Raw genomic sequence first — 15,621 nt, forward strand, 5'->3', positions numbered from 1 at the left:
GAAATGCAAACCGCTGCCTCTACAACAGAAGTTCAATTTTCACATCCATCACCGCTGGCCGAGTTTTGGCAATCGTTCCGCGCTAATCGTGGCGCGCTGATCGCCTTGCTGTATTTCGTCTGTTTAGTGCTAGTAGCAGTATTTGCCTCTGTGCTAGCACCACACAGCCCTATCGAGCAATACCGTGATGCTTTTCTCACCCCTCCCGTTTGGGCAGAAGGTGGCTCTTGGAAATTTATCCTCGGCACCGACGAAGTGGGCCGCGATATTTTGTCGCGCCTCATGCATGGCTCACAGTTGTCGCTCACGATTGGTTTGGTATCGGTCTTACTCTCGCTGATCCCTGGCGTGATTCTCGGCCTAATCGCCGCGTTTTATCCGGGCAAAATTGGTGATGCCATCATGCGCCTGATGGACGTGATGTTGGCCTTGCCATCATTGCTGCTGGCCGTGGCGATTGTCGCGATTTTAGGGCCAGGCTTAACCAATACCATGCTGGCGATTGCGATTGTTTCGCTCCCCTCTTACGTGCGTTTAGCGCGTGCTTCGGCGATGACCGAATTGCACAAAGACTATGTGATTGCTAGCCGCTTAGCTGGCGCGGGTCAATTGCGCTTGATGTTCAATACCGTGCTACCGAACTGCATGGCCCCGCTCATCGTGCAAGCGACGCTCGGGTTCTCTGCGGCCATTTTGGATGCCGCCGCACTGGGCTTTTTAGGTTTGGGCGCACAACCACCGTTGCCTGAATGGGGCACGATGTTAGCCTCAGCACGCGATTACATCGAAAGCGCTTGGTGGGTCGTTACGATGCCCGGCATTGCAATTCTGATTACCGTGATTGCGCTGAATCTAATGGGTGACGGGCTGCGTGATGCGCTCGACCCGAAACTAAAAAAACTGGCGTGAGGTCAATAAAATGAGTTTATTAGACATCCGCAATCTGAATGTCACGTTTGGTAAGGGCAGCAATCCATTTCGCGCGGTTTCTGGCCTTGATTTAAGCATCAACACCGGTGAAATTATTGGTATTGTCGGCGAATCGGGCTCGGGCAAATCAGTGACAATGCTAGCGATGATGGGCCTGATCGATGCACCCGGTATTGTCACCGCTGATGCGCTCACTTTTGCTGGTCAAGATTTGATCGGCATGAAGCCCGCGCAAAAGCGCCAAATCATTGGTCGCGATATTGCGATGATTTTCCAAGATGCACTGACCAGCTTAAATCCAGCGTATACCGTTGGCTACCAATTGATGGAAACGCTCAAGCAACATACCCCACTACGCGGTGCAGCTTTAACGGCACGTGCGTTGGAGTTGCTCGAACAAGTTGAAATCCCCGATGCCAAATCGCGCCTGAATGCCTATCCACATCAATTATCCGGCGGCATGAGTCAGCGGGTGATGATTGCGATGGCGATTGCCTGTAAACCCAAGCTGTTGATCGCCGACGAGCCGACCACCGCGCTCGACGTGACGGTGCAGGCGCAAATTATGGCGCTGCTGGTCAATCTGCAGAAGCAGAATGATATGGCGCTGATTTTAATCACTCACGATCTGGCCGTCGTCGCTGAAATCGCCGAACGCATGGTCGTCATGTACGCGGGTGAAGTTGTTGAAACCAGCAACACCGACGCGCTTTTTGCTGCACCACGCCACCCGTATACGCAAGCGCTACTGAGCTCGATTCCTGAGCACAGCAAAGGCGCACGCCGCCTTGCAACGCTCGCTGGCGTCGTGCCGGGGCAATACGATAGACCCGCCGGCTGCTTACTCAGCCCACGCTGCCCGTACGCCAACCAAAGCTGTATTGAACAAAAACCACCGCTAGTACCCATATCAGGTACCAGCGTGCGCTGTTTTACCCCACTTGACTTCAACGGTATACCTAGCCATGAATGACATTACTCGAACCCCCATTCTGGTCGCCAAAAATCTATCGCGGCATTACAAAGTGGCACGTGGTTTTCTCAAAGGCATGGCGACTGTTAAAGCGCTGAATGACGTGTCTTTTGAGCTTTATGCTGGCAAAACATTGGCCGTTGTTGGCGAGTCGGGATGTGGCAAGTCAACGCTAGCGCGCCAACTCACGCTGATTGAAGAACCCTCATCAGGCCATTTAACCATCGACGAAATCGATATCGCCACAGCAGGAAAAAGTGCACTTAAATTCTTGCGGCCGAAAGTCCAAATGGTGTTTCAAAACCCATTCGCCAGCTTGAATCCACGCAAAACCATCGGCGATATGCTGAGCGAGCCACTACTGCTCAATACAGAGTTGAACGCAGAAGAACGTAAAACCCGCGTTCATGAGATGCTAAAAACCGTCGGCCTGCGGCCTGAACATTATCACCGTTACCCGCATATGTTTTCTGGCGGTCAGCGTCAGCGCGTTGCAATTGCACGCGCGATGATGTTGCAACCTGCTGTATTGGTTGCCGATGAGCCAACTTCTGCGCTCGACGTATCGATTCAAGCGCAGATTTTAAATCTATTTATGGATTTGCAAGAGCAGCTTGGTACTGCTTATGTGTTTGTCAGCCACAATCTCGCCGTTGTCGAGCATGTCGCTGATGATGTGATGGTGATGTATTTTGGTAGCACTGTAGAATACGGCCCTAAGCAGATCATTTTCGAGGCACCACTTCATCCGTATACACGCGCTCTGATGTCGGCAACGCCGGCGATCCGCGCCGAAAATCGTAGGGAAAAAATCAAACTGGTCGGTGAATTACCTTCACCAATCAACCCACCAGCGGGCTGTACGTTCCACACGCGCTGCCCCTATGCCAGCGAGCAATGCAAGTCAGAAGTACCGCAACTTCGGATGTACTCAAGCAGAATGATTGCCTGCCATCGCTTAGAAGAAATTGAATCTGTAGCTTAATACTTTTAAGTCGATTGGTAGCAAAACCGTGAGTCTAATTCATCCTCTAAGACAACGCGGCAAACGCTTTTTATAGTAAGAACTTGGGTAATGGCTGTCTCAGCGCTTGGTTCGCCGCGTGGCTTTTTCACTCACCCAAGCTTTGCGTTTCGCTCTGCGTATTCGGGGCTGTGAAGGTATCAAAGCTGATGGCAATTCGGATGCGAGCTTTGACCGCTTGATGCTCGCGCGCACCAGGTTGATAAGTAGCGGCTTGAAAAGCACTGATCGCAGATTGTGCCAGTGACTCAGGAAACTCAGGATCTTCTATTTCAACTCGATCAACTTGACCATTTTCGTTGATATAGACACTCAGAACGGTCTCATAGTGAGCTTGCTTGTGCTCAAAATCTTCAGGATAAGCAAGCGTAATCGTCGTTTGTAATTGGGGCTGCGTTGACAACTGGCTACGTGGCCAATATACCGTTGGCGCGGCTATTTCTGACTCAATGGGCGTTATTTGAGTCGCCACCGATGTTTTTTGCGGTTGATATTCAGATTCAAGCGGTGCTTTAAGTGCTTTATCAGAATTCGAGAGGGTCTTAGTGGCGGAGTCGGTTTTGTTATTAGTCTTTACTCCGAGTAGGCTGACTTGCAAGGGCGCCAGCTGTGTTGGCTTGGTGGTTTTTCCCACCTGAAGTAGCCCGTGTAGTAGTAGTAAAAAAGCAATCACATGTAAACCAAGCGATAACAATGCCGCCACAGGCAGTGGCGGCAAATCACGCTTTAGCTCTTGCTTTACGGTTGACATACTCAATCGTGATTCAGCTCACGCCAAGAGGTCCGCTTTGCTGGGCCAATTACGCCAGAGGCGCCAGCCGGAGTGTCTACCGGGGTCAGGCTCCCGTCCGTTCCATTGACTATGCTGACCACTCGTCCGTTAGGCAATCGAACCTGTTTAAGGCCGGCGGCAAGTTTATTACCGGGAATCAGCTCACCTACCTTATCATTGCTAACGCTAGGTACAAATGACCCCGTCTCGAGATCAAAATAATACATCCACGCATAACCGCCACCTGCACTGCATGGATTGCTGGCATTGTTACTAGGTACATTACCAGCAACGGCTAAAATATTGAGCTGCAGCTGCATATCAATATTTACGCGTTCACCTGCAGTCGGTAAATCAACATACCAGCCATTTTTGAGCGACCAATCCATACTATTTTTGCTCGCTGTGCGTACTTTTTTGCCGTTGATTTCACCGTCAGTGAGTGTTTGCTTCACTGAGTTTGGTGAGACTCGGAAATCGCCCCAGCCTGTGTCGGTTGACAGATCCTTGATTGCATAGACCGACTGAACTCCCGTACTGCCCAAGTCGCTATTGCCCAATAAACGCCCAGTTCCAATCTGCACGACTTTGTAGTTGATGCCATTTTGCTTAACAACTGCCACTTCTGGTTTGATCGTAATGGGCTGAGGCGTATTGCCAACCGTTAGTGTTGCTAATCTCTGAGCGTCATATCCTGAAGCACCGATATCGTTATTAATGTCAAAGCGCCAAACATTGCCAAGTTGATCACCAGCATAAGCGCGGTCAGCCGTATTATCGCCTTCGGAGTCGACCCAGATATTGACGCGAGCTAAGCCACTTGGCGTACCTACATTGCCAACGCCTGTCGAAATCTCTCGAATTTTTTCGCCTGTTGCCGCATTGAGTACAAACAAGCGACCCACCCCGTCACCGGGGGATATATTGAATCGCACCGGGTTTCGCGGCGGCTCCAATTCTTGAGAGAATGGCGCTATGAAGAAATCAACTCACTTTTCCCCCGAAGTCCGCGAACGGGCTGTTCGCATGGTCATTGAGCACCTTGCCGAATATCCATCTGAATGGGCAACCCTCGTTTCAATTGCCAGCAAAATAGGCTGCACGCCAGAAACGCTGCGCACATGGTGCTGTCGGCAAGGTGGCGATACCGTTCAAGCCAACAAAAATTCAGCAGAGAACGAACGCATTAAAGCGCTAGAACGCGAAGTGCGCGAACTTAAAAAAGCCAACGAAATTCTGCGACTGGCCAGCGCGTATTTCGCACAGGCGGAGCTCGACCGCCGCTTGAAATCGTAAGAGGATTCATCGATACCCACCGTGAGCAGCACGGGGTCGAGCCGATCTGCAAGCTATTACAGGTCGCCCCGTCAGCCTATCGACGTTACGCCGCTCGGCTGCGCAATCCAGCTTTGCGTTGTCAGCGTACCATTCGTGATGAGCAACTGAGCGGTGAAATTGAGCGTGTCTGGCAATTGAATCATCAGGTGTACGGTGCGGTAAAAGTATGGCGGCAGCTCAAGCGAGATGGACATACTGTGGCGCGCTGTACCGTTGAACGCTTGATGCGAAGCCTCGGTTTACGCGGCGTATCGCGTGGCAAAGCGGTGCGAACGACACGTCCCGATCCTGCCGTTGCTTGCCCCCGCGATCATGTAAATCGTCAATTCGTAGCCGAACGACCGAATCAACTCTGGGTGTCGGATTTTACCTACGTGTCGACTTGGCAAGGCTTTGTCTATGTAGCTTTTGTGATCGATGTTTTTGCTCGTTATATCGTGGGCTGGCGAGTGAGCCGCAACATGCAAACCGAGTTTGTGCTGGATGCGTTGGAGCAAGCCCTTTGGGCGCGACAGCCAGAGCGTGAGGCGTTGATTCATCACAGCGACCGAGGTTCGCAATATGTTTCGATTCGCTACACCGAACGATTGACTGAAGCTGGCATCGAGCCATCCGTTGGCACGACCGGTGATAGTTACGACAATGCATTAGCAGAGACGATTAACGGGCTCTACAAAACAGAAGTGATTCACCGTTTGGGACCTTGGAAAAGTCTAGAATCCGTGGAACTAGCGACATTGGAATGGGTTTCGTGGTTCAATCAGCATCGTTTGCTGGGGTCGATTGGCCACATTCCACCCGCGGAAGCAGAGGCAAACTATTATCGTAATCAAAGCGAGCAGGCCGTGTTGGTCTGACTCAAACCAAACAGCCTCCGCGAAACTCGGTGCGATTCACTGAGACTAACCAGCAGGCCTTACCTGATACAGCCGCACCTTTATATTTGGTCGTTGCCTTCACATTAGTGTCGGTCAGCGTGTAAATATGATCGTTACTCGACTGCAGACTGCCTGTGGCTTTTAAAGTGTAGCTTTGTGCATCAGCTGCTAGCGCACAGCTAATCGTAAAAAATCGATCACTCGTTAGGCTGACTACTTGACTGGTGTTATAGCCACATTGATTTGAGGCACCGTAGTTGCGGTTATCTTGATAAAACTGCTCAAGCTTGAGTCGTAACGTCGAGAGCGAACTCGCCGCTTCAAGCGCTTTAGCGCGGCGCACATAATCGCCATAGGCAGGGATGGCGATGGACGCCAAAATACCAATAATGGCGATCGTGATCATTAATTCGATCAAGGTAAAACCTGCAGCTTTTGACATAACTGTTAACCTTTCTTTGTTCAAACTTGCAATTTTTGTACTGCCAATAAAAACCACGTTAAGTCATTGCGCCGATTGACCCAACAAAATTGGGTTGATGCAACAATCAAACGTGTGGTCAGCAACTACTTGAAGCGAGGTTTAATGCTGGTCTATTGATAGACGGCTCAAGCATTAATATATTATGAGATGCTTATATGCTAAGAACTTGTTCCGCTGATCGAAAATAGAACAGATGTTTCAGTAATTGGCAAAGCTGACCGATTGTGCTAGCTAACTAACTGATCTAAATAAAGATATCCTGATTTAATCGAGCTACCGCTCTCAGTGCCGCTGCATTACAACCTCTGTCAGAACAAATGCGACCCACTCCAATAAAACGTGTAGAGCTTCGCGTATTTCCGTGCATACCACCAAATTCATCCGGTCAGCTGTTGAGTACCATCGATTAAATACACATGATCTCGTTGCGCAGCACCATGCTCTATCTAAAGTGAGATCAACCGCTTTAGTGTGCTTCGTGTAATGCGGGACGATGAGGAAGATTGATTTTGGGTATTGGGCGAAAAGTAAAAGCCAGTTTTGCTTAAAATGGCAGCGTAATTGTAATCTGTGTGCCCTGGGTGGGCGTACTACTGAGCGAAATGTCGCCACCCAAGCGGCCATGAACTACTGAATAGACTTGATAGAGGCCGAGTCCGCTGCGGCCTTGACCAAATTGGGTGGTGTAAAAAGGATCGAATACTCTTTTCTGCGCCGCTGGTTCAATCCCCACACCGTTATCGTGATAGATCAGACTGATTAAATGATCCGCAGTGATCATCGATTCAATCTCAATTTTGCCTGCCGAATTAGGCGTAAAAGCATGTAGTAATGAGTTTTGAATCAGTTGATTCAGAATCATCTCGATTTCACTGCGATAACTATTGAGTGTCAGTTGCGGATCGATTCGATTTTCTATTGTGATCAAGCGATGCTGCTCTGGCAGGGTTAAATGCTGAATGACATTGTCTAGCACATCAAACAGACACACTGTTTGCGTATCGTGCGATGGCCTTTCGCTGCTTAATTGCTTTAAATCATGAATCAAATCACTGGCTCGACGCGCATTTCGTTCGATCAGCTCGCTAATCTCTTGGCCTTGCACCAAGTACTGATCAACTTGTGATTTCTTGATCGCTCCGCTTTTCAGTTGCTGATTGATGGCACGACTTTGTGAAGTCAGCGTGGTCGATGCCGTCAAAATACTGCCTAAGGGTGTATTCAACTCATGGGCAAATCCAGCGACTAAATGACCTAAGGCAGCCAGTTTCTCTGCTTGCACTAACTTCCCGCGCGCTTGCTCAAGCGCTTGCGTACGCTCATTGACGCGGGTTTCTAATTCATCATTCTGTTGTTGTAGGCGGGTATTGAGTCCTGCGATTTGTTCTACATAGGATTGCTGCCGATACTGCGCTAATGCTCGGGTTGCCAACAAGCCTAATTGCTGAGCATGTTGCACTTCATCACGACGCCAGTTTCTTTGTCCACCCAAATGCTCGCAAGCCAGCATCGCTATGGTTTCATTATTTAAGCGAACCGGAATCAACAAGACCGCAGCAATGCCTTGCGCTTGCAACGCGTACTCGCTCCACTGCCAAGTGAATAAATGTTGCGCCGCTGAATGCGCAATAATGATTTCACCCGCCTCTAATTGCCTTAGCAAGGCCGATAATGATTCGCGCTCAACATCAGGACCAAGTACAAGAGGCTCTGCTTGGGCGTTACTACGAGCGATACAACTGAGGCAATCAGGCTTTGACCATTGCCAGAAACTCGCCTGAGCGACTTTAAGTGCCCGACATGCCGTGACACACAGGGTAGTACTTAAGCTGAGTAAATCATTATTTTCTATCGACAGATTGCTCGCTAAATCCAACAATATTTGATCGGGGTTGTGTAATAAACCAGACAGCTGCGCAACTTGCTGCAAAGGGTCACGGCGAGCCGCTTGATGGATTTGCAGCTCGATCCGCTGCGCTTCGCGCTGCGCTAAAAGCGCAACAGCGAGATCGCCAACTCGCTCACAAATCTGGCTTTGCAAATTCAATAAAAGCATTTTTGGGTGTAGGGCGCCCGCTTCATCGGCGACTTGAATGCCATGATAGATTTGCTGCAGCGCTTCTTTGGGCTGATTCATGCTTAGAAAACACTCAGCCCGCAAACGCAATATTTGTGTGAGTGCCCATTTATAGCCGCTCCGCTCGGCAATGATTTGTGCCGACTCAAGCGAAACCGCAGCCCGAGAAAACACATGCATCGCCAATTGGACTTCGCCAATGCGCATTAAACACTCAGCTACATCGTCCTCATGATTGAGCTGCCGTGCTGTATCCAATGCAAAATTAAAAGCGGCTAAAGCTTCATCGCTGCGGCGTAGCCGATGCAGATTCACGCCTAAATTGATATGAGCTTGTAATTGCAACCAATCATCACCCAAGACTTGGCTTCGGTCGATGGCTTCTTGGTGCATTTCGACTGCTGAGCTGGGGTCGCCCAAGGCATCGTAGATTTGCCCAACGCCCATTTTGGCCTTAATCCAAGCGCCATACTCTGCCGATAATTCGGCAACTTCAAGGCAACGCCCCCATGTTTGCATCGCTTCTTGGTATTGCGCAGCCGCGTAGTAAGCGCGCCCAATTAAATTGAGTAATCGGGCTTCAGCAGCAAACAGATGGTGATTTTGTGCCATTTGCAGCGCTTCGTACTGCAAATCTAAAATCGCGATGCCGTAGGTGACTTGCGATTGCATCTCAATGGCACGAATAAAGCCCACAGCATCATGCTGAAGCCTTGATTCAGCCATCAGTGCTTCAATCATTTGCTGCGCTAGCTCGCGATCGCGATGTAATAGTTGCTCGATCTGCGCGATTCGATCGGCAAACTCAGGCATAGAACTCATCGGATGGGCTTGCGAAAGCTGCATGATAGTCGCGGCTTGAAAAGATAACGCTTGAGTTTAGCCGCCATGCTGAAAGAATGCACGGCAAAAAGACCGACGTCGCACTCACTGCGACGGGCATATTTGAGGAGCTTCAAGGCGCACTTTTCTGATCAGGTGATAGGCAAGTGCTGCACTTGAGATCTAATCGTGCTTAGCGCCACTCAGTTGATGCATCAACCAGCAGGCCTTATGCACAAAAAAGATTAAGTCGTATAGCAAATGACTAAGGATCGATCAGCCTAGCGCTTAAATAGCAAAGTCATACCATCTCCAGCAGGGAGCATGGCATGCTCAACACGGGGATCATCACGGAGCTGGCGATTAAATTCATGCAAGATTTTTACGCTGGCGGGGTGATTTGGTTTCGGATTAGCAACGCGGCCACCGAGGAACATATTGTCCAAAATAATCAGCCCGCCAGGGCGCACTAACTGCAAAGCAAAATCGTAGTAGGTTGGGTAATACGGCTTGTCGGCGTCGATGAGCATGCAATCAAACGTAGCGGAATGGCCTTCGGCCACCAGCGTTTCAAGTGAGAAAACAGCAGCCTGCAGTTTGAGGGTAATTTGCGACTCAACGCCCGCTTTTTTCCACCATTGTTGGGCAATTTTGGTGAACTCTTCGACCAAATCGCAGGCAATTACGCGGCCAGTAGGCCCCATCGCCAACGCGGCAGCAATTGAGCTATAGCCAGTAAAAGTGCCGACTTCGAGGTATTTTTGTGCCTTAATCAAGCGCAATAGAAAAATCAATAGCGCCCCTTGCTCGGGAGAAAGCTGCATTTTGGCTTGCTTATGCTGTGCAGTGAATTCGCGTAACTCACCCAATATCGCAGGCTCCCGCAAAGCGGTATCCAAGTAATACGAACGCATTTCATCATTGAGAGAGAGTGTTTCACGAGACATGGCATATCAACAGTGCGGCAAAAGAAGGATTATACCGCGACTAGTCGCCAGTTAAGCGCGCTTGCAGTTTTGCCAATTCAAAGGCGATTTCAATCTCTTTCAAACGTTGCTGCGCGCGTCGACTTAAACGCAAGACTGAGCGTTGCTCTGTTTGAGTTTGGCAAATCAATTTATGTAGCCGCTTATGGTAATGCAGAGCTTGTAAATTATCGCCAAGATCGACATACAGATAGGCCAATATTTCATTCGCCTCAATACCCAGCGCGGCCAATTGATTCTGATCGCAAATTTCACAAGCGACACTCAAACACTCAACCGCATGCTCTGGCTCTTCCAACTTTAAAAAGGCGCGACCTAAAGCCAGCAAGGCATGCCCTTCACCCCATGAATTACGGCATTTCCGATAAATGCTATAAGCGCGACTCAGAAACTCTTGCGCCTCGGCAAATTGGCTTAGTTCAAAATAAACCATTCCGCGATAAAACACGACTTCGCCCAGCCAGGCAGGACGATCATAGCCCGAATCAAACGCTTTTTGCGCTTCATCGAGCGCCTGCAGCACCACAGTAAAGTCTCTCAGCCGAAATGCATCAGCAGCAATATTGATATTAATTTCAGCGTTTAGGGCTACGCGGTTGAGTGATTTTGCCGCCAACAAAGCCAACTGATGATAGTAGATGGCCTTGGTATAGTCTCCTAGCGCATAGTAGAACTTGCCTATACCAATATACGCTAGGGTAGTGCCTTGTACATTGTGATCCAGCCCCGCTAACTCAAGCGAGGTAAGCCAAGCGTCTAAGGACTTAAAATACGCCATTGCGTCATACAACATCTGGCCTAGCACCCGATAGGCCGAAGTTAAATCTTCATTGAGTTGCTCGTACTTGAGGTAGCGGATGACTTCATTTTGCAATCGAATCGCCGCCGATTTATCGGCTAAGCGCTTCAATACACGCGCCTCTGTTTGCATCGCCAACGCGATCTGGCGGGGGACGCGCGCCGTCAAGGCGTCTTGATAAAACGCTTTAGCCGCCGCGAGTGCGCTTGGATAATCCAGATCGGCAAGCCGAACGATTTCATTGCATTGTGCGATCAAGTCTTCGTGGGAACGCTCAAGCATCATCCGCCCCCATAAAACGCACGCAATTTCGACCTGCATCTTTTGCCAAATAAAGCGCTTGATCGGCGCGTGACATCAGTTGCTCACTCGTTTGACCTTGCTGCCACTGTGCTCCACCCAAACTAATTGAAATCTCAAGCCCTGCATGCACATCCGCCCACGGTAATTGCTCGATTTCTCGCCGCATACGCTCCGCAATTTTGCCAACAATCGCCTCATCCACGTGCGTCACAATCAACACAAACTCTTCACCGCCATAACGCGCCAGCATATCTCGTTCACGGGTCAGTTTTGCAAGCGCAGCGCAGCCATTGCGCAGCACAACATCGCCAATATGATGCGAAAAGTGATCGTTAACACGTTTAAAGTGATCAAAATCAATCATGATCGCCCATAGGCTTTCTTGATTTTCATTCGCAGCATGAATGAGTTCCGGCAAGCGCTCGTCTAAAGCACGGCGATTGTATAAACCGGTTAGGGCATCGCGATAAGCGGCACTTTCTAGCGCTTGCAAACGCCCTGATTCTTGATGGCGCTGCTGTTTGAGCTGGGTCACTTCAAGCTCAGATGCCAATAGTTTGAGCTTCATCTCAATCAGACTCAATCTTCGCGCATCCACCGCGCTCAGTTTGCTTGCTGTTAATTGCTGCTGCAATTTCATGAAGTGATCGTGAAAACCGATGTGATGCATCATCGCGTGTACATAATCGCCACGTGCTTCGTATATTTGATACAGCTGATGATGGATTTGCTGCAACAGGCTTAGACCATTAAATTGTGTCGCATAGTGAAGCGCTTGCTGCAAATCGGCCTCTGCGCCTTGTGTGTCTTGCAAACTCACTTTTAAGCGGCCTAAACCGAGCAAATTGAGTGTTTGCCCCCACAAAAAACCCGCCTCGGCGTTGATTTTAAGTGCTTCATTAAAGCTCGCCAATGCCAATTCATTTTCATGCTGCGCGGCATGAATCATGCCAAGGTAATTACAAATTTCAGCCTGCCAGTCACGGCGTAATGGCAAAATTAATAGCGTTTGCGCGTACATTAAAATACGCTCAGCCAAGGTGTATTGTTCCAATGTGACTAGAACAGCAGCCAGATGCAAGCGTGCTTTACAGCATAAATCTTGATCAGCAGATAAATCAGCCCACTCGACCGCGAGTGATAAGAAATGCAAAGCTTTACTCGGATCGGCACACTGCACGTGCAAATCACCCAGCCCTAAATAAGCCTCGACGTAGCATTCACGAGCATTAGCGCGCAGCGCGCTTTGTAAAGCATCTAACCACAACAAAAATGCCGCATGGAACTGGCCCAACATTTGCTGAGCGGTTGCCAGACTCACTAAGATTTCTGCTTCTAGCTTCGGTAAATTGAACGGTTTAACTCGTTTGAGCGCACACCGCAGCGTAGGCAGTGCAATTTCTGGTGTATTTAAAATCAGCTGGGCTTTACCGATCAGAAATTCGGCATGGGCTAACCCTTCTGTATAGCGAATCAACTCTGATGCGGTGTGAGCCGCTTGCGCCAGTTGGCGAGTTTCTTGGCAATTGACACGATACTGCGCCCGCGCTTTATGCAATAAAGCGTCAATATTGCTAGGAGTAGTGACCGCTTCGCCACTCGATGAAGTTATATTCACAACGAAAACCACGTTAAAGTATTGCCAGCTAACCATTTATAAATAATGCATAGATGGCAATACCTGGCTATCGATTGAGTTCCTGTAATAGTTCACGCAAGCGATCACTGTCTTCAGCTTCTAGCATCTTCGCCACAATCGGTTTGATATAGTCCATTTCAGCAGACAAAATCAGCTGTTTTACTTTCAGTAATTGAATCGGCAACATCGAGAAACGACGCAAGCCGAGTCCCAGTAAAAGCCGGCTTAAACTCGGATCGCCCGCCATTTCACCGCACATCGACACCGGTTTTCCGAGTCGATTGGCAGTGCTAATCACATGATGCAAAAGCTGCAATACGCCTGGATTGAGTGGATCGTACAAATGGCTCACTGCATCGTCATTCCGATCCACCGCCAGCGAATATTGAATCAAATCATTGGTACCAATCGATACAAAGTCCAAATGATTCAGAAATGAGCCGACCGCCATCGCAGCAGCGGGCACTTCAATCATGCCGCCCAATTCGATCTGCTCATCAAACGCGATGCCGTTGGCGCGCAAGTCGGCCATCACTTCGTCTAAGTGCGCCCGTGTTTGTTTGACTTCGCTAATTGTCGAGAGCATAGGCAGTAATAATTTAATATTGCCAAATGCCGATGCACGCAAGACCGCACGAAGCTGAATCCGGAACATTTGTGGCTCGGCCATGCAGAGTCGAATCCCGGTTAAACCCAGCGCAGGGTTGGGCGCTTCATTTTCTGATTGCCAAGATGGGATTTTGTCTTTTCCTAAATCCACCGTACGGATAATCACTGCACTGCCTTGCATCGATTCGGCTACGGTTTTGTAGGCAATAAATTGCTCTTCCTCAGTCGGTAAATCATCTTCTTTTAAGAACAAAAACTCTGAACGGAATAAGCCTATCCCCGAGGCGCTGTTTTCGAGTGCCAAATGGCAGTCTTCTGGCAATTCAATATTGGCAAATAATTCCACCGCAGTGCCATCGAGCGTAATCGCTTGGCTGGTCCGAATATCTTGCAGGGCATTTTGCTTGAGCAGCCATTCACCTTGGCGCAGGCGATATTCGGCAAGGATGATTTCATCCGGATCAATAATCACCACGCCATTGATACCATCGACGATGATGAGTTCTTGTTCACGGATCATTTCGCGCGCGTGGCGTAGCGCTAACACGGAAGGCAAATCTAGAGAGCGGGCTAAAATCGCCGTATGCGAGGTGACACCACCCACATCGGTAATAAAAGCGCGGTAATTGGTGTCTTTAAACAGCACCATATCGGTGGGCGACAAATCATGAGCCACCAAAATACAGTCATCGCCGCCACAATGCGGCGCATGAAAAATTGGCTCGTGACCGGCTAGAGTTTTGAAAATCCGCTCGGTGACTTGAATGACGTCGGTGCGGCGCTCACGCAGGTATTCTTCTTCAATCTCATCAAATTGCGCCAGCAAAACATCAAGCTGCTGTTGTAAGGCCCATTCGGCATTGCATTTTTGCGTTTGAATCAGTTGGATAGGGTCTTTCGACAGCGTGTGGTCGTTGAGCAGCATGATGTGCAGACTTAAAAACGCCCCTAACTCGGTAGGTGCGTTTTCTGGGATGCTGCCCCATAACATCTCAAGCTCTTTGCGCGTACTGCGAATCGCGTCTTCAAAGCGTGTGACTTCCGAAGCAATCCCCTCTGCGGGAATCTGATAATGCACAATTTCGATATCAGCTTGTGATACCAAATGAGCGTGACCGATGGCAATGCCGCCACCGATTCCCAAACCATGCAAAGTGATACTCATCCACTACCCTCCGCTCGGCGTTACCGCCACTGCCTTTGGCTCTTTGGCCAAGGTCAACATCATGGATTGCGAGTTCTTACTCGCCTTCGCCAAATTTATCAGCAATCAATGCAACCAGCGCGGCCATCGCCGTTTCTTCATCGGGTGCATTGCTGGTTTCAATCGTAATCTTGCTACCTCTACCAGCCGCCAACATCATCACGCCCATAATCGATTTGGCGTTCACACGGCGTTGGTTGCGGGTGATCCACACTTCACATTGGTATTGACTAGCAAGCTGAGTAAGCTTGCTCGATGCGCGTGCGTGTAAACCTAGTTTATTAATAATTTCAACTTCTTGCTGCTGCATAATCAAACGCCCTTATCTTCTGACTGCATCGATGGCAGCATGTACAACACCCCCTCTAAACCACCAGTAATCGCTTTACTCACCGCGATATCTAGCGATTGATGCCCATACGTTAATGCACGCACCAGCATCGGTAAATTGACGCCAGCAACGGCTTCGACTTTGCCCGGTACAATCAAGCGATTGGCGATATTCGACGGTGTGCCGCCATAAATATCGGTGAGTAATAGCACGCCTGAGCCATCGTCTAGCTCACGGATTAAGGCTTGTGCGCGCTGCACGAGCTCTTCTGGGTCATCAGACTTGCTGACCGCCAACTGCGCGAGCTGCGGCAAAGCACGGCCCATGATGTGCTGGGCACAGGCAATTAAGGCCTCGCCCATTGTGTAATGCGTAACAATTATGATTCCGACCATGTGTGATGGAGTCCTTTTACAACTCAAGGCCTTGTGAGCCTTAAAATCTATCTAGTT

14 protein-coding genes and 1 other annotated feature are annotated in these 15,621 nt (G+C 49.4%); of the genes, 4 read left to right on the forward strand and 10 right to left on the reverse strand.

The features are described from left to right. Positions 1 to 3 precede the first annotated feature (3 nt). Genes K4H28_RS13820 through K4H28_RS13830 form a run of 3 tightly spaced genes read left to right on the forward strand, consistent with a single transcriptional unit; the run spans position 4 to position 2,888 of the window. Positions 4 to 909 carry an ABC transporter permease subunit gene (locus tag K4H28_RS13820; protein WP_221005731.1) on the forward strand — a complete coding sequence of 302 codons (906 nt, stop codon included), beginning with the start codon at positions 4 to 6 and terminating at the stop codon, positions 907 to 909. Positions 910 to 919: 10 nt separating this feature from the next. Further along, a complete protein-coding gene (locus K4H28_RS13825; RefSeq protein WP_221005732.1) occupies positions 920 to 1,903 on the forward strand; it encodes an ABC transporter ATP-binding protein in 984 nt (327 codons plus the stop codon). Continuing rightward, positions 1,896 to 2,888 carry a peptide ABC transporter ATP-binding protein gene (locus K4H28_RS13830; protein WP_221005733.1) on the forward strand — a complete coding sequence of 331 codons (993 nt, stop codon included), beginning with the start codon at positions 1,896 to 1,898 and terminating at the stop codon, positions 2,886 to 2,888. Before K4H28_RS13825 ends, K4H28_RS13830 begins: the two co-directional genes overlap by 8 nt. Positions 2,889 to 3,015: 127 nt before the next feature. Here K4H28_RS13830 and K4H28_RS13835 read toward each other — a convergent pair whose 3' ends face one another. Together K4H28_RS13835 and K4H28_RS13840 are read right to left on the reverse strand one after the other, a co-directional pair. Then, a complete protein-coding gene (locus K4H28_RS13835) occupies positions 3,016 to 3,678 on the reverse strand; it encodes a TonB family protein (RefSeq protein WP_221005734.1) in 663 nt (220 codons plus the stop codon). Between the two features lie 2 nt (positions 3,679 to 3,680). Continuing rightward, positions 3,681 to 4,634: a pilus assembly protein gene (locus tag K4H28_RS13840; RefSeq protein ID WP_373312751.1), complete on the reverse strand. Its 954-nt coding sequence runs from the start codon at positions 4,632 to 4,634 to the stop codon at positions 3,681 to 3,683. 40 nt (positions 4,635 to 4,674) lie between these two features. On the opposite strand from K4H28_RS13840, the gene K4H28_RS13845 reads away from it, so the two are divergent. Next, positions 4,675 to 5,894 (forward strand): IS3 family transposase gene (locus K4H28_RS13845; protein ID WP_221005736.1). Its coding sequence is split into 2 segments (ribosomal slippage): positions 4,675 to 4,954 and positions 4,954 to 5,894, totalling 1,221 coding nucleotides; the frame shifts between segments, so codons are not numbered across the junction. After that, positions 4,950 to 5,066, forward strand: a sequence feature (AL1L pseudoknot). Its footprint overlaps the gene before it by 117 nt. 1 nt (position 5,895) lies before the next feature. Here K4H28_RS13845 and K4H28_RS13850 read toward each other — a convergent pair. The 8 genes from K4H28_RS13850 to K4H28_RS13885 form a co-directional block, all read right to left on the reverse strand. Next, complete coding sequence (locus K4H28_RS13850; protein ID WP_221005737.1) at positions 5,896 to 6,357, reverse strand: type IV pilin protein; 462 nt, start codon at positions 6,355 to 6,357, stop codon at positions 5,896 to 5,898. A gap of 586 nt (positions 6,358 to 6,943) precedes the next feature. Then, on the reverse strand, positions 6,944 to 9,322 hold the full coding sequence (locus K4H28_RS13855) for a tetratricopeptide repeat-containing sensor histidine kinase (RefSeq protein WP_221005738.1): 2,379 nt from the start codon (positions 9,320 to 9,322) through the stop codon (positions 6,944 to 6,946). Positions 9,323 to 9,579: 257 nt separating this feature from the next. Beyond that, on the reverse strand, positions 9,580 to 10,245 hold the full coding sequence (locus K4H28_RS13860; protein ID WP_221005739.1) for an O-methyltransferase: 666 nt from the start codon (positions 10,243 to 10,245) through the stop codon (positions 9,580 to 9,582). A 40-nt stretch (positions 10,246 to 10,285) separates the two neighbouring features. Next, positions 10,286 to 11,368 carry a tetratricopeptide repeat protein gene (locus K4H28_RS13865; protein WP_221005740.1) on the reverse strand — a complete coding sequence of 361 codons (1,083 nt, stop codon included), beginning with the start codon at positions 11,366 to 11,368 and terminating at the stop codon, positions 10,286 to 10,288. Beyond that, positions 11,358 to 13,040 carry a GGDEF domain-containing protein gene (locus K4H28_RS13870; protein WP_221005741.1) on the reverse strand — a complete coding sequence of 561 codons (1,683 nt, stop codon included), beginning with the start codon at positions 13,038 to 13,040 and terminating at the stop codon, positions 11,358 to 11,360. Before K4H28_RS13870 ends, K4H28_RS13865 begins: the two co-directional genes overlap by 11 nt. 31 nt (positions 13,041 to 13,071) lie before the next feature. After that, a complete protein-coding gene (gene ptsP / locus K4H28_RS13875; RefSeq protein ID WP_221005742.1) occupies positions 13,072 to 14,799 on the reverse strand; it encodes a phosphoenolpyruvate--protein phosphotransferase in 1,728 nt (575 codons plus the stop codon). A gap of 76 nt (positions 14,800 to 14,875) precedes the next feature. Next, the gene (locus tag K4H28_RS13880) at positions 14,876 to 15,148 is read right to left on the reverse strand and encodes an HPr family phosphocarrier protein (RefSeq protein WP_221005743.1); all 273 of its coding nucleotides are present in this window, start codon (positions 15,146 to 15,148) and stop codon (positions 14,876 to 14,878) included. A 2-nt stretch (positions 15,149 to 15,150) separates the two neighbouring features. Continuing rightward, complete coding sequence (locus tag K4H28_RS13885; RefSeq protein WP_221005744.1) at positions 15,151 to 15,564, reverse strand: PTS sugar transporter subunit IIA; 414 nt, start codon at positions 15,562 to 15,564, stop codon at positions 15,151 to 15,153. Between the last annotated feature and the right edge of the window lie 57 nt (positions 15,565 to 15,621).

Origin of the sequence: Deefgea tanakiae, assembly GCF_019665765.1 — a bacterium.
Lineage (GTDB): Bacteria > Pseudomonadota > Gammaproteobacteria > Burkholderiales > Chitinibacteraceae > Deefgea > Deefgea tanakiae.

Bases quoted from the DNA above. Each gene is read 5' to 3' on its own strand.
- K4H28_RS13885 (WP_221005744.1), bottom strand. From the start codon at position 15,564: ATGGTCGGAATCATAATTGTTACGCATTACACAATGGGCGAGGCCTTA.
- K4H28_RS13830 (WP_221005733.1), top strand. From the start codon at position 1,896: ATGAATGACATTACTCGAACCCCCATTCTGGTCGCCAAAAATCTATCG.
- K4H28_RS13835 (WP_221005734.1), bottom strand. From the start codon at position 3,678: ATGTCAACCGTAAAGCAAGAGCTAAAGCGTGATTTGCCGCCACTGCCT.
- K4H28_RS13855 (WP_221005738.1), bottom strand. From the start codon at position 9,322: ATGCAGCTTTCGCAAGCCCATCCGATGAGTTCTATGCCTGAGTTTGCC.
- K4H28_RS13860 (WP_221005739.1), bottom strand. From the start codon at position 10,245: ATGTCTCGTGAAACACTCTCTCTCAATGATGAAATGCGTTCGTATTAC.
- K4H28_RS13820 (WP_221005731.1), top strand. From the start codon at position 4: ATGCAAACCGCTGCCTCTACAACAGAAGTTCAATTTTCACATCCATCA.
- K4H28_RS13850 (WP_221005737.1), bottom strand. From the start codon at position 6,357: ATGTCAAAAGCTGCAGGTTTTACCTTGATCGAATTAATGATCACGATC.
- K4H28_RS13825 (WP_221005732.1), top strand. From the start codon at position 920: ATGAGTTTATTAGACATCCGCAATCTGAATGTCACGTTTGGTAAGGGC.
- ptsP (WP_221005742.1), bottom strand. From the start codon at position 14,799: ATGAGTATCACTTTGCATGGTTTGGGAATCGGTGGCGGCATTGCCATC.
- K4H28_RS13880 (WP_221005743.1), bottom strand. From the start codon at position 15,148: ATGCAGCAGCAAGAAGTTGAAATTATTAATAAACTAGGTTTACACGCA.
- K4H28_RS13865 (WP_221005740.1), bottom strand. From the start codon at position 11,368: ATGATGCTTGAGCGTTCCCACGAAGACTTGATCGCACAATGCAATGAA.
- K4H28_RS13870 (WP_221005741.1), bottom strand. From the start codon at position 13,040: ATGGTTAGCTGGCAATACTTTAACGTGGTTTTCGTTGTGAATATAACT.